Genomic DNA, 19,060 nt, shown 5'->3' with positions numbered 1-19,060 from the left:
GCGGATAAGACTACAGAATGGTACACCATTATCCAGCAACACGCTAATGAGGTTATAGACATCATAGGCTATCACGATGAAAAAGGCACTTGGCGTACAGGACGACTACAATTTATTAACCCAGTAACAGGTAAACCGGCTCAGGGCAATAATAAAGGCTCGATGATTGTTGTGTTTGATCCGTTCATAGAGGGATTGGTTACTCGTCAAATGCCACTTAATAAAATCAAGGAATGGGGTAAATAAAATGGATTATTGGGAACTATTTATTGGTATTGGTGCAGTGATTGGCGTACTGATTTTTTTAATCTGTATTGGCGTATTTATGCTATTCGTGAAAGCCTATGATGAAACCGAGAAATGGGGGCAATAATGGCGGAAGGTTTGCTACTTACCCCTTACTTTCAAACCGAAGTGGGTATTGTGTTTTACAAAGTGCCTAAAGATATATCTCCTGCTGCTTTCGGTGAGCGGACTTTGTTGCAACCTGCACCGACCGATTTAGCGACGGTTAAATCAGGCAAGGTTGCACATTTTTCGGCAAATTCGACCGCTTGTAAAGAGTTGGCAGAGTTTGCTAAATCGGCAAAAGTTCGTTCAACGTTAAATCAGCGTGACAAATATAGTAATGATTTGCCGTATATGCGGTTTGTAAAGTCAATTCAGACGTGCCAATGCCGAGATGGTAAATACTGTCACCCAGAAAGAGTAATCGCAAATATTGAGAATGGTGCAGTACAGTTATGTTGGCATCACGACAAAATGCGAATGGACGGTGAAATCCCCAATGAAAAATTAGAAGCATTGGCGGATGAAAACTGGGAAAAATTTATCGCCCAACAAATCCGCTTAACCTTACGCAAGACACAAGCTACCGTCATTGAATTTGCGGACTTAGTGTTGTTTGCGAGTATCAAAGGTTTGCTTGATGAATTAGACAGCAACGCATTACAGCAGTTTCTCGGCTATCCACCACTGAATAATAGCGGTGTGAGCAAAGAAAGTAATATCGGCTTTGATGATGTGCCGAATGCTCGAGCCAACCTCAAAAAATGGGCTGAAAAGTTAAAACTGAAAGTCGAGCCGGAGCCGTTGGCGGCATTTATGGCAAAACCGAAATTACAGCGGTTCGAGTGGCGGAAGTGGTTGCAGTTTGTAAAAGCACAACCTTGTATGTGTTGCGGACAACAAGCAGACGACCCACATCATATTATCGGCTATGGCGGAGCAATGGGCAGTAAACAGCACGATTTATTCACTCTGGCCCTATGCCGTATTCATCACGATGAATTGCATCGCAATGTGGGTAAATTTGAGCAAGATTACGGCTCGCAATTAGAGTTGTTGATTAAGTTTTTAGACCGAGCGATAGGTTTGGGGGCGTTAGAAATTGATGGTTGAATTAGTGCTGCCCTATCCGCCAAGCGTAAACGACTATTGGCGGTGGGTAAGCAAAACAAGACGAGTGGTGTGTAAACGAGGCAAAGATTATCAATGGGCAACATTTGTTGCAAGCCGAGAGAAACCCTCATTTATCGGACAGGTTGAAATTGAGTGTGATGTTTACTTCCCCGACAACCGAGATCGGGATTTGGATAACTTAGGCAAATGTATTTTAGATTCGTTGGTATATAGCAAAGTCATTGTTGATGACTCCCGGCACTATGTCAAAAAGCTGACATTTGAGGACAAGGGCAATCAAAAAGGCGGTGCGGTAATTGTAAGGATTAAGGAGAGGCTAGATGTTAATTGATATTAAAGGTATTTTACGGTTTTGGGGTTATTCCGCCAACGGCAGACTCGGCACGGAATTTCCCTGTGTGGCAGCAGGTATGAAACCCGCTGTATCGGCAAGCAACCACCGCATATTACGTTTAACTGACGAATCCATTTTTGAAATTGACCGTTGTATCAAGCAACTTAAAGAGCAAGAGCCTCAACAATATGAGGTGCTGATTGGTCGGTATGCAGCAAGGGTATCTGATACACAAATCGAAAAAGTATTAGGTATCAGTCACTCCACCTTTAAACGAGAATTGGCACAGGCGGAAATGTATGTGCTGGGTGTGGTAGTTGGGTTGAAATTGGCGTTGGTAGTTTAAATAATGTGATCTACATCACGGTTTCATTCTAATAAATACGATAGAGTATAAGCTCCTTTTACCTATGGAGATTTTGAAAATGAGCCAAAATATATTCAAAGAAAGAGTGTTATCTCACATTCAACACGTTATTAAAGTAGGTTCACATTGCACCACTGAAGAAACAACTAAACAGGCTTTAATTCTTCCATTATTAGATATTCTAGGATTTAACCCATATGATCCAACTAAAGTACGAGCTGAATATGGTGCTGATTTTCCAGGAGCTAAAAATGGTGAACGAGTTGATTATGCTCTATTTTGTCACGATGTCCCTGTTATGTTCATTGAGGCAAAATCGTATAATGAAAATTTAACAAATCATTCTCCGCAGTTATCCAGATATTTTAATGCAACTCCAGAGGTAACAGTTGCAGCCGTCACTAACGGAAGAGAATGGCGTTTTTTTACTGATTTAAAAGATAAAAACATAATGGATGAAGCTCCATTCTTAAGAATTAACTTTGAAAATGTAGATGATTCCAAAATAAATCAATTAAGCCAATTTTGCCACGACCGTTTCCAACCCGAAGCTTTGCGAACATTAGCCGAAGAAAGTGTCTATTTATCCGCATTTACAAAAACAATTAGTGAAAGCTTAAAAGAAGTCGATCAAGAATTTGTAAGATATGTTGCTGGTCGCTCTAATGTAGGTAGACAATTAAATCAACGTTTTATTGATTCGATAACACCGATTGTGAAACAAGCCGTAGAGAAAGCGGTTAGTGCAATGGTTGTATCTGGACTTTCAAGCCAAGTTCAAGGGCCTGAGCCAAAAGAAACAGAGAATACTGAAATTGACGAAAAAGCTCCAATTATTGATGCAACAAATAGCAAGATTGTTACTACATATACGGAACGATTGCTGTTTGATTATGTTGTATTAATTCTTGGCGAGAATACGGAATTAGTCGCAAAAGACACTGAAAGTTATTTTAGTGTTTTATATCAAGGTAAATCTAATCGTTGGATTTTGAGATATTTCGATAATAAACAGCAACCGTGTATCAATGTACCATTAGAGCTACTTGATATCCACCAGGCAGAAATCCAACGAGCTGGTTTGGAAGTCAATGGTAACAACATTATAATTAACAGGCCTGAAAATATTCTAAGAATCAGTGGCTTAATTCGAGATTGTTTAGAATATTGTCAAAATGATGAAAATTTCTCAAGAAAGAAATAACCATATCGCCCCTTGACAGCCAAGGGGCTTTTTTATTATGATGTTTTCAAGGTCTCAAAAGCCTTATAAAGCACGGTAATTCACCCCGTCAGCGTGATTTTTTTGTATCTGCAATTTACAAGCGGTCAAAAAATAACAATTTTTTACAATGGTCGAGAGTGCGAGGAATACAATACCGCAAGGAAATAACTCCGCTCGATGCTTTACGAGTTTTGAGCTCTCGACCGCCCGATTTATCGGGATTTCTCTCAAAAGGAAATAAAGCGATGACTAATCAAACTTCTACTCAACTTTCTACATTCAATTTTGAAAATTCAGCAATCCGTGTAATCGCAGTAAATGGCGAACCTTGGTTCGTTGCAAAAGATGTATGTGATGCTATCGGTATTGATAATAATCGTAAAGCTCTACTAGCATTAGACGATGATGAAAAGGGTGTAACTTTAAGTAACACCCTTGGCGGACAGCAGGAAATGAACATCATCAGCGAAAGCGGAATGTACACCTTAATCCTCCGTTGTCGTGAAGCCGTGAAAAAAGGTTCAGTGCCACATCGTTTCAGAAAATGGGTTACAGCCGAAGTGTTACCGCAAATTCGCAAGACTGGGCAATATTCGCAAAATAATCAGCAAATCGCACCGCTTGCTCCACCACCAAAGAAATACACCTTTGAATTTACCGAAGATGAATTGCTCGATCTCGCTTGGGCGTGGTTCGCATTCATTCGTGGTATTCACACATTCCGCCATATTTATTCGGCATTTGAAAAATTAGGTTCAAATATGTCGGGCAATATTTATGGGCAAGGTTTTGAATATGCAACAACCGCTAGAAATGCCCACAAAGTGATCAATCGACTAACCAAAGATTTCCAATATGACTACGACAGCAACTGGCGAGTGCTGAAACATATTCGAAGCTTTGACCCAACATTCAAACAGCCAACATTCTAATTGCAAAAAATTAACTCAAACTGACCGCTTGTGAAACATCAAGCGGTGGATTTCTACACATGAAATTTGGGCGAGGTGCTGTATGTTGAAATATATTTTAGTCGGTTTATGCTTTGTTGGTGCGTATGCGTTAGATTTAAGTAGTGATTGCGATGGACATTATTGTGGCGGTAGTGCTCAAGTGGTCAAAAAAGATTGACAAGGTTCACCTGAAAGTGTATCGTTTATGTAATCCTTGCGATTAGTGCAAGTGCATTACGCAACACTATTTTTATAGCCCTGATTGGTTTTCCAGTCGGGGCTTTTTTATTGCCTCAAAAATGAGGTGGAGTATGAAATATATGAAAGATATGGGGACGCAAAGCTATATTTGGTCTAGCTTTGGTGGTTTTATTGCTTGGTTAAGCGATCAGCAAAACTTAATGATATTAAGCCTAGCTATTGGTATTGTTACAGCTTGTGCGAATTTGTATCAGCGTTGTGAAGATGGTAAACGGCGTAAGCGTGAAGATGAACGGGCGGAAGAGCTTCATCAAGCGAAAATGGCAAGATTGAGAAAGGGGCTAAGTGATGAGTAAAAGCCTTAAATATGGCAGTGGTATCGTTTGTGGTATCGCTGCCATTATTGCATTAGTCCAATATCAACATCCCGAAATCCGCACTAACCAAGCTGGATTAGAGATTATCGGTAATGCTGAGGGTTGCAGACGTGATCCGTATAAATGCCCTGCCGATGTAATCACGGTTGGCATTGGCTCAACGGAGTTTAGTGGTGATAAGATTAACCCATACCATCTTTATTCGGATAAAGAAATTGCTGACCGTTGGGCAAAAGGTTTGAAGATTGCGGAGAGTTGTGTCAATCGTCATTTTAATGGTAAAGACATGAACGATAATCAATTTTCGGGAATGACGTCCGCTGTATTTAATATGGGTTGTTATAACATGAGATTTTATCGGAATAAACAAGGTCAATATGTGCAGACTACCATCCATAAACTCGCAGTGAATAAACAATTTGAGGAGATGTGTCATCGACTACCTGACTTTATTCGTGCCAGTGGTAAGGTGTTGAACGGATTGGTTATCCGCCGTGAAAAGGAGAAAGCATTATGCTTAACTGGATTAGTGGCACGATAGCCATTGTGATTTTGGGCTTGTGTGTATGGTTATGGGGTCAGTCTCAGATTATAGATAGCTTAAGAGCCGAGAACCACATACAAGCCCAAACTATCGAACAGCAACAAAAAGTCAATCAACGGCTTGCTGATACGCTCGAGCAAGAGCGACAAGCGGTCGAAAAAAGCCAAAAAATTGCAAATGAGCTGCGAAATAAAGTGGAGATTGTTCAAAATGAGATTAAGTCAATTCTCGCCCAAGACAGTTGTGCTAAAACTGATTTGCCTAATGGCGTGGCTGATAGTATTAAGCGGCTGCACCAGCAAAACAATCACAAGCACTGAGTATTTATATCCGCCAGCAGCATACCTAGTACCGTGCGAGCGGACAGAGTTTAGCGGTAAAACCTACGGCGATACGGTCGAGTATCTCATCAAAGTAATGGGAGAGCGTGACTTGTGTGCTAATCAAATCGACCGTATTAGAGAATGGCAAGCACAAACCAAACAAGGTTTTAAATGACTTGGTGGATTAAACCGCTAATGAGAATGGGAGCTGAACAGCTCCCTTTTCATTTGCGTTACATTACTTAGTTATGCTTTTGATTGTATCAAGATCATAACTAAGCAATGTGTTCTATTAACAAAAGGATTACTTATGATTATTAAATTGAAATTGGGTTCGGCAGTGGTGTTATCGCAAGTTAAACAGGCGACCATCGCATACGCTGATTCAGAGGCGTATCAAACAGCAATCGAGCAAGCCAAGAAAGGTTTACGCGATGAAGATAAAGGTAAACCGTTTGAAACTGTTCTTCACTTACCTGCTGTGTATGCCGATGAAGATGGACAAGAAGAAGTTTGCCCTGAGCAGATTGCAACTACAGTACGTTCAGATAATGTAAGTGGCGATCCTGTTGCGGTGGTATTAATTCCAGATGATAACGCGGTTGGCGAACTGCAATCTATTTTCATTTATAAGACAGATTATGCGGAAGTGCTTACTGATACAGGCACTACGCTAAGTAAAGTAAAAGCTAAACGTTATCGATAACTTATTATGCCAGCTAGAATCCCCAAAGCCTGTCGCAAGCAAGGCTGCAAACATACAACCACTGATCCAAGTGGTTATTGTGATACGCACAAGTCTTATGGTTGGCAGCGACATCAGCAAGGTAAAACATCATCGCAACGTGGCTACGGCTCACAGTGGCGAAAGCTAAGAGCAATCGTATTAGAGCGTGATAAGCATTTGTGCCAAGCCTGTTTGCAGCGAGGTTTGTATGTATCAGCCTCAGCTGTGGATCATATCATTGCCAAAGCACACGGTGGTAATGATGATTTATCCAATCTACAAAGTTTGTGCTACTCGTGCCATAAAACGAAAACCGCACGAGAACGGTTAGCGTAAAAATTTGGCAAGGAGGGGGGAGGAAAATCGCTAGGGCGAACGCTCTTGGAAACCGCCCCCTGAACTCAATTTTTACAACCGCAAAATTAAAAATTTAGGGTACACGCCAAATGACAGGAAAAGCCACTACGCCGGGGCGAGGGCGAAAACCCACCCCGACCAAAGTGAAAGAACGTCGAGGCAACCCCGGAAAACGAAAGCTAAATCAGAATGAACCTGAGTTTAGCCCATTTAATGAACACAGCCCACCACCGCCCCAACTTAATGAAGATGGTCAGCGAATGTGGGCTTTTCTTTTGAAAGAATTATTGCCTCAAGGTGTGCTGTTTCAAACGGATCTTGAGGTTGTAGCCAACTATTGCATCGCTTACCAGAACCGAAATTCAGCCTGTAAAGACATTGATAAATACGGCACATTTGTTGAAAACAGCAATGGTGGACTCTCCAAAAACCCTGCCTTTACTGTACTGAATGAGGCTCTAAAACAGATGACAACATTTGGATCTCTGCTTGGACTTGACCCCAGCAGCCGCCAACGTCTAACTGGCAAAGCAGACGAACAAAACATCAACCCATTTGCGGAGTTATTACAATGACGGACAATATCAAAAAAGCGACTAAATACGCCAAAGATGTTGTTACAGGCAAAATTCCTGTCTGTCGATTCATCGTAAAAACCTGCCAACAATATCTTGATGATCTTGAACGCCAACAAGCGGTCGAATTTCCCTATTATTTTGCGGAAGATAAAGCAGAAAAAGCTTGCAAGTTCATTCAATATCTACCGCACACCAAAGGCGAATGGGCATTAAAACGGCAGAACATCACACTTGAACCGTGGCAACTGTTCATCGTAGCCAATGCCTTTGGCTGGTTACGAAAATCTAACAACCTTCGCCGCTACCGTGAAATTTATGTGGAAGTGCCAAGAAAAAATGGTAAATCAGCAATTTCCGCCGGTGTCGGCTTGTATATGTTTTGTATGGACAACGAATTTGGAGCCGAAGTCTATTCAGGTGCGACTACCGAAAAACAAGCGTGGGAAGTTTTCCGCCCGGCACGCCTAATGTGTAAGAAAACCGATCTACTTTGCTCAACCTTCGGCATTGAAGTAAATGCTTCTAATCTAAACCGTCCAAGTGACGGTTCACGCTTTGAACCGCTTATCGGCTCACCGGGTGATGGTGCTTCGCCAAGTTGTGCGATTGTGGACGAATACCACGAACACAAAAACGATGAACTCTACACCACAATGCTCACCGGTATGGGAGCAAGAAAACAGCCGTTAATGTTCATCATCACTACTGCAGGTTACAACATTGAAGGGCCGTGTTACGACAAACGCCGTGAAGTGATTGAAAAACTTAACGGAGCAATCCCAAATGACGAACTATTCGGCATCATATACACCATAGATGAAGATGATGACTGGACGGACGAAAGCGTACTCCGCAAAGCGAACCCCAATTTTGATGTATCGGTTTATGGTGATTATCTGATTAGCCAACAAAACAAAGCGATCAACAACGCACGGCTCACCAACACTTTCAAAACCAAGCACCTGAACGTATGGGTATCAGCAAAAGAGAGCTTCTTCAATATGGTTAGTTGGGAAAACTGCAAAGATGAAAGCCTTAGCCTCAATGATTTCCAAGATGACGAGGTTTATTTAGGGCTAGATATGGCTCGCAAACTCGATATGAACTCGCTCGTTAAAGTATTCAGTCGAATGATAGATGGCAAACGTCATTACTACTGCATTGCTCCTGAATTTTTTGTGCCGGAGGATACGGTTTACAACACCGACACGGCCTTAAAACGTGTGGTAGATAAGTATCAAAAATGGGTAAACAGCGGGCATTTAACTGCAACGGACGGTGCAGAAGTGGATTATCGAGAAATCGAAGAAGTCATTAAAGAAACTAACCACCAACACAGAGTGTCTTGTGTGGCGATTGACCCTCACGGAGCAATAGCGATCAGCCATAATTTGGCGGACGAAGGATTAAACCCGATAACCATTACCCAAAACTACACCAACCTCTCCGACCCGATGAAAGAGTTGGAGGCTGCTATCGAAAGCGGACGTTTCCATCACGACGGCAACCCGATTATGACGTGGTGTATCGGTAACGTTGTCGGTAAAACCGTACCGGGTAATGATGATGTGGTTCGCCCGATTAAAGAAATCCCCGAAAACAAAATCGACGGAGCTGTCGCCCTAATGATGGCAATCGGTCGCATTATGTTGAATGTGGACGATAATTTTTTCCCTAATGAGGTATTAGAATTATGAAAACGCTCCTAACAGATATTATCGGTATTGGCGGATTTTCAATGCTTTGTTATGGCGTGTACCTCCAATATGGACAGGCTATTGCTTGTATGGCTGGCGGAACACTCCTGCTGCTCTATGCCCTTATTAGTGCGGGAGGTAAGCGGTGATTTTTGACAAACTTTTTACCACTCGTTCACTGGAAAACCCCGCTGTCCCCTTAAGTGCAGAAAATGCGTATGAAGAATTATTCGGCACGCAACCAACAAAAGCTGTCAGCCCTGAGTTAGCAATGAAACTCGCAGCGGTTTATGCTTGCGTATATGTTCTTTCCAGCTCTATTGCTCAATTACCGCTACACGTTAAACGCAAAAGCGGCGATAAAGTAGAAACCGCTCGAGATCACACAACTTATTACTTACTGCACGACAGCCCGAATTTTTGGCAAACCTCATACAAATTGCGTGAATATGCCCAAAGTGCAGTGCTACTGTATGGTAATGCGTACATTCACATTCTGCGGAATAAAAATGGCAAGGTGCAGTCTCTCGAATCACTTGAACCGTGGAAAGTTCAGCTACTGAAAAATGGCGGTCGTTACGTTTACGGCTATTATGATGACGACAAAACATTGAGCATTTCGCCCGATGATATGATTCACATTAAATCACTTGGGCCATCGATCAAAACCGGCAAATCCGTTATTCAAACCCACGCTGAAACCATTGGTCTAGGGCTAGATGCTCGCAAATTTGCCAGCGGATTTTTTGGCGGCAACGCACGACCGGCAGGGATTTTATCGGTAAAAACACCTATCAATAGCAGTTCTTGGGCTAATTTTAAGTCAATGTGGCAAGAGGCTCAAAATAAACTCCGTAGCGAAGAAAACAAAACCATTTTACTCCCGGCAGAACTTGATTATAAAGCCCTAACAATTTCACCGGTCGATACCGAATTATTATCGATGATGAAACTCAACCGCTCGGAAATTGCCGGTATTTTCAACGTACCTGCTCATATGATCAATGATTTGGAAAAAGCCACTTTCTCCAACATTTCCGAGCAAACCATTCAATTTATCCGCTATAGCGTAATGCCGTGGGTGGTAAATTGGGAACAAGAGCTTAATCGTAAAATTTTTACCGAAGCAGAACGCAAAGCAGGCTACTTCGTCAAATTTAACCTTGCCGGCATTATGCGTGGCACAGCAGCTGAGCGAGCCACTTTCTACCACAACGCCATCACCGATGGCTGGATGTCTCGCAACGAAGCTCGACAACTGGAAGATATGAACCCAGTCGAGGGCTTAGACGAAATGTTAGTCAGCGTGAATGCAGCCCAACAATCTCAACACAATCAACAACAGGAGAACAGCAATGAGTGATATTGAAAAACGCTCCTACGCTGGCGAAGTACGAGCTGAAAATCGAGAAAATGAACCAACGCATATCATCGGCTACGGCTCGGTATTCAACTCAAAATCAGAAGTAATGTGGGGTTTCCGTGAAATCATTATGCCGGGAGCCTTTGATGATGTCCTTGAAGACGATGTAAGAGGTTTATTCAATCACGATCCGAATTTTATTCTAGGTCGCAGTAAAGCCGGTACATTAAGCCTTTCTGTTGATGAAACAGGCTTAAAATACGACATCATCGCCCCTGATACGCCAACCATTCGTGATTTAGTGATCGCCCCACTAAAACGGGGCGACATTACTCAATCGTCCTTTGCGTTTCGTATCGCTCGTAACGGTGATGATTGGTACGAAAATGAAGATGGTGTCATTATTCGGGAAATCCACAAAATTTCACGTCTGTATGATGTCAGTCCGGTAACTTATCCGGCTTACCAAGAAGCCAGCAGCACGGCACGCTCCCTTGAAGCGTGGAAAGAAGCAAGAAATTCAGGAGCAATCGCAAAAGCCGTTTCACAAAAAGCCGCACGAGAGCGGTTTTTAAGTCTAATCAGTGCTTAAACCAACACAAATTTTATCAATACGAGCCACATTCTTGTGGCTTTTTTCATTTAAGAGGAAATAAAAATGGCTAAATTACACGAGCTACAAGAAAAACGCCGCAATATTGCGGTTCAAATGCGTCAATTAAATGACGAAATCGGCGAAAAAACGTGGACGGACGAACAACGCACTAAGTGGGACGCAATGAAACACGAACTGGGTGGCGTAGAGGCACAAATTGAGCGTGAAGAATCGCTACGTTCTACCGATGCCCTCTTTGTAGAAGAAAAACGTGAAGAGCAAGTTAAAGATCCTGTGTTAGATGTAGAAGCAAAACGCTCACAAGCATTTGATTCATTCCTACGCCGTGGCTTAAGCGAATTAACTCAAGAAGAAAAGCAGGTAATGGCTGAACTTCGAGCTCAGGCAGCGGGTACTGATAACAAAGGTGGCTACACCGTGCCAAAAGAAATGCAGGCTCGTATTGTGGAAAAAATGAAAGCCTATGGCGGTATTGCAAGCGTAGCTCAAATTCTTAATACGGCAGATGGTCATCCGATTATGTGGGCAACCGCAGACGGCACAGCAGAAGAAGGTGAATTAATCGGTGAAAACGTAGCTGCGACCGAACAAGATGTGGAATTTGGTTCTGCTGAATTGGGTGCGAAAAAACTTTCTTCCAAAATTATCCGTGTATCGAATGAATTACTACAAGATTCCGGTGTAGATATTGAAGCGTTTTTAGCAAGCCGCATCGCTCAACGTATCGGTCGTGCGGAAGCAAAATATCTAATCCAAGGCACAGGTTTAGGTACACCGGCACAACCGAAAGGTTTACAGGCTGCCGTGACCGGTGTAACTCAAGCAGCAGCTGCAACTGCGGTAGCGTGGACAGATTTAAATGCTTTAATTCACTCAGTTGATCCAGCATATCGAAATTTAGACACGACTCGTCTTGCGTTTAACGACAACACATTGAAGGCATTAAAAGAAATGGTGGACGGTCAAAAACGCCCATTATGGTTGCCTGATATTGCAGGTGTTGCACCGGCAACTATTTTAGGTCAGCAATATGTTATCGACCAAGGCATCGCAGACATTGCTGCCGGTGCGAAATTTGCTTACTTCGGTGATTTTAGTCGTTTCATTATCCGACGGGTCTCGGGTATGACATTACGCCGTTTAGTGGAACGCTACGCAGAGTTTGATCAGGTCGGTTTCTTGGCATTCCACCGTTTCGACTGTGTGCTTGAAGATACCGCAGCAATAAAATCATTAGCCGGTAAAGGCTAATCGCTCTACGCAGGGAGAAAGACTATTCTCCCTGTTTCTATAAGGTAAAGCAATGAACATTACCCTAGAAGAAGTCAAACAACAATGCCGTATCGAACACGACTTGGAAGATGATTTGCTCAATGGCTACCTGCTTTCAGCCCGAAAAACGGTAGAAAATCTGACTAATCGCCAACTTTTTGATGAACTACCCGAAGAACCACCGGCAAATGCCTTGCTTCTGACGGCAGATCTCAAAATGGCGGTATTAATGCTCACGGCATACTTGTACGAAAACCGCAGCGGCTGGAATGAAGCGAATAACTCACCGAATTTTGCGATTCCGCCAACAGTCGAGATTATTATTCAACCCTATAAATTCATCACGCTCTAACAAGCGGTCAAATTTTCCTAAAAATTTACATAAGGAAAGGTATGAACATCGGCAAACTTCGTCATCGGATTATTATCCAAACGCAACGCAACCGCCCAAGCGAATATGGTGCAGTCGTTGCCGAATGGCACGATTTACACACCGCTTGGGCGGAAGTTAAACCGATTTCGGGGCGAGAACTTAACTCGGCAAACCAAATTCACAGTGAGGCTACGATGCAAATTTGGCTACGTTACTTGCCGAACCTTGATCACACAATGCGAGTGAAATTTGGTAACCGCCTATTTGAGATTGTGACAATCCAGAACTGGCGGGAACTTGATCGAAGTCTATTACTGCATTGTAAGGAACTAACCAATGGCAACACTCCACGTTAAGATTGAAGGCTTAAAAGAACTTGGTCAAAAAATGCAATCGTTAGGCAAAAAAGCCTCAAATCGGATTGCAGTCAAAGCAATGCGACAAGGTGGTGCGATAGTGCGAAATACCGCCCGAGCCAAAGCTCCTGTATTGCAAGAAAACGTACCGCATCGTAAAAAAGGCACATTGAAAAAAGCGATTACCGCCCGAACCAAAATTAAAAACGGCAAAACAGAAACAATCGTTTGGGTTAAGAAATTGACCGACAAACAAATTAGCCGTTTCAAAGGGAAAAGTGGAAGAGGTGGGGCTTACAATCCTAACGATCCGTATTACTGGCGGTTTGTAGAGTTCGGCACAAGCAAAATGGGAGCAAAGCCATTTATGCGACCGGCTTTTGAACAAAGCAAACAGCAAGCGGCGAAAGCTATTACCGATACGCTCCGCACCGAAATTCACAAGGAGGCTTCTTGATTCAAAATGAACTCTACTCTGCCCTGAAATCACTGGTTTCAGGGCGTTGTTTTTATGAAGTGATTCCTGAAACTAATCGGGAATATCCTGTAATTGTCTATCAATTCCCAACTATTACACCAAATTCTGCTTTAGAAGATGGCGATCTTGATGATTTTACAGTACAGATTGACATTTACAGCCCCAATCCTGATGACATCTTCGCTTTGCGTAAACCAATTTTTACTGCCCTAACAGAAAACTTTGATTTTGCTGAGCGTGTGAATGATTTCAGCGATTACGAACCCGACACTAAACTACATCGTCGGGTGATGACTTATCAAATTGCTTACGGAGAATAACCATATGGCAACACAAACCACCCCATTTCAGGGAACAAAATTTTATATTGGTACTGGCTTAACCCAAGAAAAAGCCATTACTGCTTGTACGGTAACACCTAATGCAACAATTACCGCCGCTGGTCACGGTGCTAAAGTAGGCGATTTTGTCAAAATCACCGGCTTAGGTTCACTTGATGGCTTTTATCCTGTTAAGTCTGTTGCTTCAGATGTCTTAACATTTGCTGATGAGGTAGATTGGACATCACAAGATAGACCAACGGATTTCGCAGCAGCAAAAGTAGCAGTTGTGAAATGGTCATCAAACTTCTGTGCGATCAAAAACATTGAAGGCGATGGCGATACATTAGGCGAAGAAGATGTGACGACAATGTGTTCAGAAGGAACAGAAACCGAAGCAGGTGAAATTGAATATGGTTCAATTAAACTTACATTCTTTTATGCGCCGGCTACGGCAATGCAGTCAGATCTTCGCAAGAAATTCTTCGCAAAAGAAACGTTCCCTTGGATGATGGTATTAAAAAACAAACAAGGTTCTTTATATGGCACAGGTTTCATTCAAACTAGCCCGAACTGGAGCGGTGAAGTAAAAGGTAAATTTGAATCAGGCGTTACGATTAAAAAATCAAAACGTGATTATCATTTACCTGTAATTGCATAATTTTGCCCGAAATAGACCGCTTGTATAGCGGTCTTGTTAATTTGATGAGGATGAAAAATGACTATTGGCACTCGTGAATCACTATTGGCAGAAAATAAGCCAAAACTGAAGAAAATCAAAATTGGTAATTCCGAATACTTTATTCGTGAATTTAATGTTGGCGATATGAACCGTAGCTTATATGGCCAGCAAAAAGTAATGTGTGAGCTAGCAGAAGCTCAAGGCATTGAATTAAACTATGATGATCCTGAAGAGTTAGTAAAACAGCTCAGCAAAGTTTACGATCCGTATCGCTTAGCCAGAAACCTTGCTCTACGTTTATGTGATGCAGATGGTAATAATTTGTTTGATTTTGAAAATATGGACGATTTAGAAGCGTTATCCCGCCTAGATAAATCCGTATCAGAAGAGTTAAGCCGTGCATTAATGGTAGAAGAACCAAAAAACTCACAACCCGACGCAAGTTCCAACTAATACTCAGTCTTGCGTTGGGTAAAACATTAGCAGAAATCGAAGAAATGCCTGAATCGCATTTCCAAGAATATATGTTATTTTATGAAGAACAACCTTTTGGACTATGGAGAGAAGATTACCGTACAGCACAGATTTCACATCTGTTAGCGGCAATTCATCGAGATCCGAAACAAAAAGCCACAACCATTAGCGATTTAATGCCCTTCTTTTCTGAAAAGAAGAGTGCTGAAAATGATGAAGATGATGGTTCAGTGGCTTATCTGGCTAATCGATAAAATAGTTATTGCATGGCGTAAAACTAGACAATATAATCGAAGTATTAGTAACAAGTAGGAGAATTGGCATATGCGTGATTTTATCCAGTTTTGGGCAAAATTCTTTTTTATAATGCTGATAGCATTAGGTGCAGTATTTCTTCTATTTGCTGTTGATTTTGCCTATATTCTCACATTTTTTGGTATGTTTGCCATTGTGTTTGTTGTTCGCTTAGTCCAGGCTATTATTCAAACTAATAGACACTATGATGACTTAGAAAAGGCTGAAAAAGAAAAAGCCCGTGTAAACTACGTCATTATTAAATAAAACTAAATTTTTCAAAGAAGCCCGCATTTGCGGGCTTTTTTATTGGGGGGAATATGGCTTCTCTTGGTAACTTAAATATCAGCTTGAGTTTGGAAACAGTCCAATTTCAGCAAGGGCTAAACAAATCTGCTTATCAATCACAAAAATTTTCAAGAGAATTTCAAGTAAATTTATCTGCCGCACAAAACAAAGCAAGACAATTCTCCGAACGTACAACCCAATATTTAAATAATATTGAACGTGCAGCTACCTCAATTAATAAAACAGCAAATATCAGCTTATTTTCAAGTATTGCCAACTGGGCAGGAAACAATTTGGTATCTGCAGCCTCACAAACATTGAAATATGCGGATAGCTATACAGAATTGCAAAACCGTATGCGTTTAGTAACTGATAGCCAAAATGAAATGGTCGCTGCAACTAATACGGTATTTGATATATCGTTACGCACAAATCAAGCTGTTGGAGCAACTTCAGAAGTTTACCAACGATTTGCGAAAAATGCTGATACTCTCAAAATTAGCCAAAAACAAGTTGCTGAATTGACAGAAACAGTATCAAAAGCAGTTGCAATGTCTGGGGCAAGTTCTGCTTCTGCAGAAGCTGCTTTAATGCAGTTTGGTCAGGCAATGGCAAGCGGTGAATTACGTGGTGCTGAACTCAATTCTGTTATGGAGCAAACACCAGCATTAGCACAAGCTATTGCAGATGGTTTAGGTGTGAGCGTTGGTGCATTAAAGGATATGGGGAAGAATGGCGAGCTCCAAATCTCGAAAGTGATTGAAGCTCTCCAAAAAGCGAAAGATACCGTTGATACGGATTTTGAAAAGCGTGTAAAAACACTTTCAATGTCCTTTACCAACCTTGAAACATCAATGATCCAATTCGTTGGACAGGTTGATTCAACATACGGTGTTACTCAAAAACTGGCAGAAGGAGTTGATTTTGTATCTGAAAATCTTGAAAGTATGATCAAAGTTGCTGGAGCTCTTATTGGAGCATTAGCAATCGGGCATATCAGTAAGTATTCGGCGACACTCTTACAAACAGGTTACAACAGTGCGAAAAATGCAATCGCTCATACTCGTGAAGCTCAAGCTATTTTAGCCAAAGCAACAGCAATGCGGACTGCTGCACAAGTGGAAATGGCAAGTCTTGCCGCACAGCTTCAGCTAGCTCAATCAGAAAAAACTCGCTACGCTTTACGTGAGCAAATGAAAGTGCAAGCAGCTCAAATTATTGCTTTGGCGGAAGCAGAGGCAACAGCCAAACGCAATTTAGCAGCAGCAAACACTTTAGCCAGTACAGCGGCTAGAGGGTTACAGAGTGCAATGGCATTACTTGGTGGCCCCGCTGGTGTGATTATGATTGCAGCAAGTGCGTTAATGTATTTTAGCAGTCAAGCAGATCAAGCTCGCCAAAAAGCCCTAGATACAGCAGGAGCAAACGAACGCTTAAAAGAAAGCTATGAGGGGTTGAGTGCTGCCGCACTCTCGCTCAAAATTACCCAACAACAGGAAGAATTAGAAAACTACAAAAACCAAATTCAGCAACTTCAATCTGATATATCAGCCCTAGAAGCTAACTGGTTTACAACAGGCTTACCAATTCCTGATAGTGTAAAAAAAGAGATTGCCGAACTAAGCGATCAAATTGAGCTATTGAAAGAAAATGCCAGCATTGATTTCTCTGTACTTGAAAACCAGCTTGAGGCATTGGCTCGAGCAATGTTGTCAAGTGGAAAAAGTCTTGATGATATTAGAGCTAAATTTAAACTCTTAAGCATCGATGCAAGCGAAACAGAATGGATTTTAGCCGGTATTCCTTCAACGCTGAATGATATTGGTGATAGTGCCGAAAAAGCTGCTGGAGAAACGCTAAATCTCGATGATGCAATGAAAAAATTGCAAGAGAGATCGGTTACTTTAGCTCAAAAATTGGAAGTCGCTAAACTAGAGCAACAAGGCCAAGCAGAATCAGCCTATGTGCTTGCTGGACTTTATGAATTATTGGGTGTTGAAGGGGCTAAATATAACGAGGTTTTAATCGGCATTGCCACAGGTACAATTACTGCAGCTAATGCGGCAGATAAAGCCATTGGGCTTTCACAAGAAACCTTGAAGAAAATCCTTGACGGCAAAGCTATGCTACAAGGAATGTTCAAAAATGAGACTCAAATTCAGACCATTAAAACTGAGTTAAGAGAAAATGCGAAAGTAGATAAGCCACCAGGTAGTGGTGAAAATGCTCGTGAAAATTGGCTTTCATTTTACGATGATTTACGCAAAAGAAGTGGTTCAACGCTAAATGAAATCAATCTCGAAGAAACACGAATGTTTCAACGGCTTGAAGAGCATATGAAAAAAGGCGTAGTTTCTCATACTGAGTATGAAACAGCTAAAACAGCCATCACACAGCGTTTTGCGAAAGAACGTTTAGAGTTAGCAGGTAAATATGCTCCTGAAAAACTACTTTCAGCAAATTTAAAAGATGAATTGTCTGCTATTCAGGAATTACGTAAAGCAGGTCATCTGACAGAGAGTGAATATCAAATAGCAGAGCAACAACTCAAATTTGATTATGCTCAAAATAAATCTCAACGAGCCATTAGCCCGATAGATCAAGTGCGTGGCATGTATGATTCTGAGCAGGACTTGAAAAATCAACAAGCCAGAGAATTAGCCCAACTTCAAGCATTTTATGATCAGAAATTAATGACTGAAGAGGAGTTTCAGAAACGTAAACAGCAAATTATTTCGCGTTACGAAAATGAACGCTGGCAAAAAGAAATGTCCGAGTATGCGACAGGACTTAATGATCTTGGTGGTGCATTTGATGTTCTTACATCAACTGTTGAACAGTCGGCCGGTAAACAGTCAGCCGCTTATAAGGCAATGTTTGCCGTATCAAAAGCCTTTGCTATTGCCGAAGCTAGTGTGAAACTATCACAGGCTATTGCTCAGGCTATGGCTGATACAACTGCACTTACTCCAGCACAGAAATTTGCGAATATGGCAGCAGTTGCAGCTGCTGGAGCAAATGTCATTTCTCAAATTACAAGTGTTGCCTTTGCGAAAGGAGGCCACGTTCAAGGCCCTGGGACAGGTACAAGCGATTCAATTCTTGCTCGATTATCCAATAACGAATTTGTGATGACCTCTCGCACGGTCGATCATTATGGTGTCGGATTTCTTAATGCCCTTAATCAACGTCGTTTACCTAAATTTGCGAATGGTGGTCACGTCGGTGGCAAGTCAGGTAATTATGATGGTTTGTTTAATAGTAACAATGCCCAAAGCAATGAAGTATCTATTACGATCAACATTGATAGCAATGGAAATGAGGAAGTTACAATGGAGCAAAAAGCTGCACAAGGAAAAGAACTCGCTATGGCTATTCAGGCTAATGTACTTGAAGTATTGAAAAAGCAACGTCGCCCAGGTGGTTTGCTCTCATAGGT

The 19,060-nt window shown here is 41.8% G+C and carries 28 protein-coding genes; all 28 read left to right on the top strand.

What is annotated here, in order from left to right; genetic code table 11:
* Nucleotides 1-246: phage N-6-adenine-methyltransferase (locus tag EDC41_RS10520; protein WP_243642645.1), on the top strand; the 246-nt coding region annotated here is incomplete at its 5' end.
* A 1-nt stretch (nucleotide 247) separates the two neighbouring features.
* Nucleotides 248-373, top strand: coding sequence for a hypothetical protein (locus EDC41_RS14035; protein WP_006247796.1), 126 nt, complete (start codon nucleotides 248-250; stop codon nucleotides 371-373).
* Nucleotides 373-1,401, top strand: a complete 1,029-nt coding sequence (locus EDC41_RS10515) for a DUF968 domain-containing protein (protein ID WP_115262494.1) — start codon at nucleotides 373-375, stop codon at nucleotides 1,399-1,401. Before EDC41_RS14035 ends, EDC41_RS10515 begins: the two co-directional genes overlap by 1 nt.
* Complete coding sequence (locus EDC41_RS10510; RefSeq protein ID WP_115262493.1) at nucleotides 1,394-1,753, top strand: RusA family crossover junction endodeoxyribonuclease; 360 nt, start codon at nucleotides 1,394-1,396, stop codon at nucleotides 1,751-1,753. Before EDC41_RS10515 ends, EDC41_RS10510 begins: the two co-directional genes overlap by 8 nt.
* Nucleotides 1,743-2,102 carry an antiterminator Q family protein gene (locus tag EDC41_RS10505; protein WP_015484169.1) on the top strand — a complete coding sequence of 120 codons (360 nt, stop codon included), beginning with the start codon at nucleotides 1,743-1,745 and terminating at the stop codon, nucleotides 2,100-2,102. Before EDC41_RS10510 ends, EDC41_RS10505 begins: the two co-directional genes overlap by 11 nt.
* A gap of 79 nt (nucleotides 2,103-2,181) precedes the next feature.
* Complete coding sequence (locus EDC41_RS10500; RefSeq protein ID WP_115262492.1) at nucleotides 2,182-3,327, top strand: type I restriction endonuclease; 1,146 nt, start codon at nucleotides 2,182-2,184, stop codon at nucleotides 3,325-3,327.
* 266 nt (nucleotides 3,328-3,593) lie between these two features.
* Nucleotides 3,594-4,280, top strand: coding sequence for a P22AR C-terminal domain-containing protein (locus EDC41_RS10490; protein ID WP_115262491.1), 687 nt, complete (start codon nucleotides 3,594-3,596; stop codon nucleotides 4,278-4,280).
* 332 nt (nucleotides 4,281-4,612) lie between these two features.
* The gene (locus EDC41_RS10485; protein WP_172459172.1) at nucleotides 4,613-4,858 is read left to right on the top strand and encodes a hypothetical protein; all 246 of its coding nucleotides are present in this window, start codon (nucleotides 4,613-4,615) and stop codon (nucleotides 4,856-4,858) included.
* Nucleotides 4,851-5,420: a lysozyme gene (locus EDC41_RS10480; RefSeq protein WP_006251704.1), complete on the top strand. Its 570-nt coding sequence runs from the start codon at nucleotides 4,851-4,853 to the stop codon at nucleotides 5,418-5,420. Before EDC41_RS10485 ends, EDC41_RS10480 begins: the two co-directional genes overlap by 8 nt.
* Nucleotides 5,393-5,743: a DUF2570 domain-containing protein gene (locus EDC41_RS10475; RefSeq protein ID WP_032844563.1), complete on the top strand. Its 351-nt coding sequence runs from the start codon at nucleotides 5,393-5,395 to the stop codon at nucleotides 5,741-5,743. The genes EDC41_RS10480 and EDC41_RS10475 overlap by 28 nt, the downstream gene beginning before the upstream one ends.
* Complete coding sequence (gene lysC / locus EDC41_RS10470; RefSeq protein WP_080549948.1) at nucleotides 5,688-5,921, top strand: Rz1-like lysis system protein LysC; 234 nt, start codon at nucleotides 5,688-5,690, stop codon at nucleotides 5,919-5,921. Before EDC41_RS10475 ends, lysC begins: the two co-directional genes overlap by 56 nt.
* Before the next feature lie 135 nt (nucleotides 5,922-6,056).
* On the top strand, nucleotides 6,057-6,452 hold the full coding sequence (locus tag EDC41_RS10465; RefSeq protein ID WP_115262490.1) for a hypothetical protein: 396 nt from the start codon (nucleotides 6,057-6,059) through the stop codon (nucleotides 6,450-6,452).
* 6 nt (nucleotides 6,453-6,458) lie between these two features.
* Entirely contained in the window at nucleotides 6,459-6,809 is a 351-nt protein-coding gene (locus EDC41_RS10460; protein WP_006251701.1) for an HNH endonuclease, read from the top strand.
* 110 nt (nucleotides 6,810-6,919) lie between these two features.
* Entirely contained in the window at nucleotides 6,920-7,405 is a 486-nt protein-coding gene (locus EDC41_RS10455) for a phage terminase small subunit P27 family (RefSeq protein WP_006252750.1), read from the top strand.
* Entirely contained in the window at nucleotides 7,402-9,105 is a 1,704-nt protein-coding gene (locus EDC41_RS10450; protein ID WP_006251699.1) for a terminase large subunit, read from the top strand. Before EDC41_RS10455 ends, EDC41_RS10450 begins: the two co-directional genes overlap by 4 nt.
* Complete coding sequence (locus tag EDC41_RS13575) at nucleotides 9,102-9,254, top strand: hypothetical protein (RefSeq protein ID WP_032844560.1); 153 nt, start codon at nucleotides 9,102-9,104, stop codon at nucleotides 9,252-9,254. The genes EDC41_RS10450 and EDC41_RS13575 overlap by 4 nt, the downstream gene beginning before the upstream one ends.
* Nucleotides 9,251-10,468 carry a phage portal protein gene (locus tag EDC41_RS10445; protein WP_006251698.1) on the top strand — a complete coding sequence of 406 codons (1,218 nt, stop codon included), beginning with the start codon at nucleotides 9,251-9,253 and terminating at the stop codon, nucleotides 10,466-10,468. Before EDC41_RS13575 ends, EDC41_RS10445 begins: the two co-directional genes overlap by 4 nt.
* Nucleotides 10,461-11,060 carry an HK97 family phage prohead protease gene (locus EDC41_RS10440; protein WP_006251697.1) on the top strand — a complete coding sequence of 200 codons (600 nt, stop codon included), beginning with the start codon at nucleotides 10,461-10,463 and terminating at the stop codon, nucleotides 11,058-11,060. The genes EDC41_RS10445 and EDC41_RS10440 overlap by 8 nt, the downstream gene beginning before the upstream one ends.
* 66 nt (nucleotides 11,061-11,126) lie before the next feature.
* Nucleotides 11,127-12,335, top strand: a complete 1,209-nt coding sequence (locus EDC41_RS10435; RefSeq protein ID WP_006251696.1) for a phage major capsid protein — start codon at nucleotides 11,127-11,129, stop codon at nucleotides 12,333-12,335.
* Between the two features lie 52 nt (nucleotides 12,336-12,387).
* A complete protein-coding gene (locus tag EDC41_RS10430; RefSeq protein ID WP_006252749.1) occupies nucleotides 12,388-12,708 on the top strand; it encodes a head-tail connector protein in 321 nt (106 codons plus the stop codon).
* Between the two features lie 41 nt (nucleotides 12,709-12,749).
* A complete protein-coding gene (locus tag EDC41_RS10425) occupies nucleotides 12,750-13,085 on the top strand; it encodes a phage head closure protein (protein WP_006252748.1) in 336 nt (111 codons plus the stop codon).
* A complete protein-coding gene (locus EDC41_RS10420; RefSeq protein WP_006252747.1) occupies nucleotides 13,066-13,542 on the top strand; it encodes an HK97-gp10 family putative phage morphogenesis protein in 477 nt (158 codons plus the stop codon). The genes EDC41_RS10425 and EDC41_RS10420 overlap by 20 nt, the downstream gene beginning before the upstream one ends.
* A complete protein-coding gene (locus EDC41_RS10415) occupies nucleotides 13,539-13,883 on the top strand; it encodes a DUF3168 domain-containing protein (RefSeq protein WP_032844558.1) in 345 nt (114 codons plus the stop codon). The genes EDC41_RS10420 and EDC41_RS10415 overlap by 4 nt, the downstream gene beginning before the upstream one ends.
* 4 nt (nucleotides 13,884-13,887) lie before the next feature.
* The gene (locus tag EDC41_RS10410) at nucleotides 13,888-14,544 is read left to right on the top strand and encodes a hypothetical protein (protein ID WP_006252746.1); all 657 of its coding nucleotides are present in this window, start codon (nucleotides 13,888-13,890) and stop codon (nucleotides 14,542-14,544) included.
* 57 nt (nucleotides 14,545-14,601) lie between these two features.
* Nucleotides 14,602-15,018, top strand: coding sequence for a hypothetical protein (locus EDC41_RS10405; RefSeq protein ID WP_006252745.1), 417 nt, complete (start codon nucleotides 14,602-14,604; stop codon nucleotides 15,016-15,018).
* Complete coding sequence (locus EDC41_RS10400) at nucleotides 15,018-15,293, top strand: phage tail assembly protein T (RefSeq protein ID WP_420170125.1); 276 nt, start codon at nucleotides 15,018-15,020, stop codon at nucleotides 15,291-15,293. The genes EDC41_RS10405 and EDC41_RS10400 overlap by 1 nt, the downstream gene beginning before the upstream one ends.
* 70 nt (nucleotides 15,294-15,363) lie before the next feature.
* Nucleotides 15,364-15,600 (top strand): hypothetical protein, encoded by a 237-nt coding sequence (locus tag EDC41_RS10395; RefSeq protein ID WP_172459171.1) that lies wholly within the window; start codon nucleotides 15,364-15,366, stop codon nucleotides 15,598-15,600.
* A gap of 53 nt (nucleotides 15,601-15,653) precedes the next feature.
* Nucleotides 15,654-19,058 (top strand): tape measure protein, encoded by a 3,405-nt coding sequence (locus EDC41_RS10390; RefSeq protein WP_006252744.1) that lies wholly within the window; start codon nucleotides 15,654-15,656, stop codon nucleotides 19,056-19,058.
* Nucleotides 19,059-19,060: the final 2 nt, after the last annotated feature.

It is taken from the genome of Mannheimia haemolytica (assembly GCF_004342115.1).
GTDB lineage: Bacteria > Pseudomonadota > Gammaproteobacteria > Enterobacterales > Pasteurellaceae > Mannheimia > Mannheimia haemolytica.
The sequence above is the reverse complement of the archived record's forward strand: the minus strand, read 5'-3'. Positions and strand labels throughout refer to the sequence as shown.

Excerpts from the sequence above, each read along its gene's own strand:
- EDC41_RS14035 (WP_006247796.1), top strand. The coding sequence starts at position 248 with ATGGATTATTGGGAACTATTTATTGGTATTGGTGCAGTGATTGGCGTA.
- EDC41_RS10515 (WP_115262494.1), top strand. The coding sequence starts at position 373 with ATGGCGGAAGGTTTGCTACTTACCCCTTACTTTCAAACCGAAGTGGGT.
- EDC41_RS10510 (WP_115262493.1), top strand. The coding sequence starts at position 1,394 with ATGGTTGAATTAGTGCTGCCCTATCCGCCAAGCGTAAACGACTATTGG.
- EDC41_RS10505 (WP_015484169.1), top strand. The coding sequence starts at position 1,743 with ATGTTAATTGATATTAAAGGTATTTTACGGTTTTGGGGTTATTCCGCC.
- EDC41_RS10500 (WP_115262492.1), top strand. The coding sequence starts at position 2,182 with ATGAGCCAAAATATATTCAAAGAAAGAGTGTTATCTCACATTCAACAC.
- EDC41_RS10490 (WP_115262491.1), top strand. The coding sequence starts at position 3,594 with ATGACTAATCAAACTTCTACTCAACTTTCTACATTCAATTTTGAAAAT.
- EDC41_RS10485 (WP_172459172.1), top strand. The coding sequence starts at position 4,613 with ATGAAATATATGAAAGATATGGGGACGCAAAGCTATATTTGGTCTAGC.
- EDC41_RS10480 (WP_006251704.1), top strand. The coding sequence starts at position 4,851 with ATGAGTAAAAGCCTTAAATATGGCAGTGGTATCGTTTGTGGTATCGCT.
- EDC41_RS10475 (WP_032844563.1), top strand. The coding sequence starts at position 5,393 with ATGCTTAACTGGATTAGTGGCACGATAGCCATTGTGATTTTGGGCTTG.
- lysC (WP_080549948.1), top strand. The coding sequence starts at position 5,688 with ATGGCGTGGCTGATAGTATTAAGCGGCTGCACCAGCAAAACAATCACA.
- EDC41_RS10465 (WP_115262490.1), top strand. The coding sequence starts at position 6,057 with ATGATTATTAAATTGAAATTGGGTTCGGCAGTGGTGTTATCGCAAGTT.
- EDC41_RS10460 (WP_006251701.1), top strand. The coding sequence starts at position 6,459 with ATGCCAGCTAGAATCCCCAAAGCCTGTCGCAAGCAAGGCTGCAAACAT.
- EDC41_RS10455 (WP_006252750.1), top strand. The coding sequence starts at position 6,920 with ATGACAGGAAAAGCCACTACGCCGGGGCGAGGGCGAAAACCCACCCCG.
- EDC41_RS10450 (WP_006251699.1), top strand. The coding sequence starts at position 7,402 with ATGACGGACAATATCAAAAAAGCGACTAAATACGCCAAAGATGTTGTT.
- EDC41_RS13575 (WP_032844560.1), top strand. The coding sequence starts at position 9,102 with ATGAAAACGCTCCTAACAGATATTATCGGTATTGGCGGATTTTCAATG.
- EDC41_RS10440 (WP_006251697.1), top strand. The coding sequence starts at position 10,461 with ATGAGTGATATTGAAAAACGCTCCTACGCTGGCGAAGTACGAGCTGAA.
- EDC41_RS10435 (WP_006251696.1), top strand. The coding sequence starts at position 11,127 with ATGGCTAAATTACACGAGCTACAAGAAAAACGCCGCAATATTGCGGTT.
- EDC41_RS10430 (WP_006252749.1), top strand. The coding sequence starts at position 12,388 with ATGAACATTACCCTAGAAGAAGTCAAACAACAATGCCGTATCGAACAC.
- EDC41_RS10425 (WP_006252748.1), top strand. The coding sequence starts at position 12,750 with ATGAACATCGGCAAACTTCGTCATCGGATTATTATCCAAACGCAACGC.
- EDC41_RS10420 (WP_006252747.1), top strand. The coding sequence starts at position 13,066 with ATGGCAACACTCCACGTTAAGATTGAAGGCTTAAAAGAACTTGGTCAA.
- EDC41_RS10410 (WP_006252746.1), top strand. The coding sequence starts at position 13,888 with ATGGCAACACAAACCACCCCATTTCAGGGAACAAAATTTTATATTGGT.
- EDC41_RS10405 (WP_006252745.1), top strand. The coding sequence starts at position 14,602 with ATGACTATTGGCACTCGTGAATCACTATTGGCAGAAAATAAGCCAAAA.
- EDC41_RS10395 (WP_172459171.1), top strand. The coding sequence starts at position 15,364 with ATGCGTGATTTTATCCAGTTTTGGGCAAAATTCTTTTTTATAATGCTG.
- EDC41_RS10390 (WP_006252744.1), top strand. The coding sequence starts at position 15,654 with ATGGCTTCTCTTGGTAACTTAAATATCAGCTTGAGTTTGGAAACAGTC.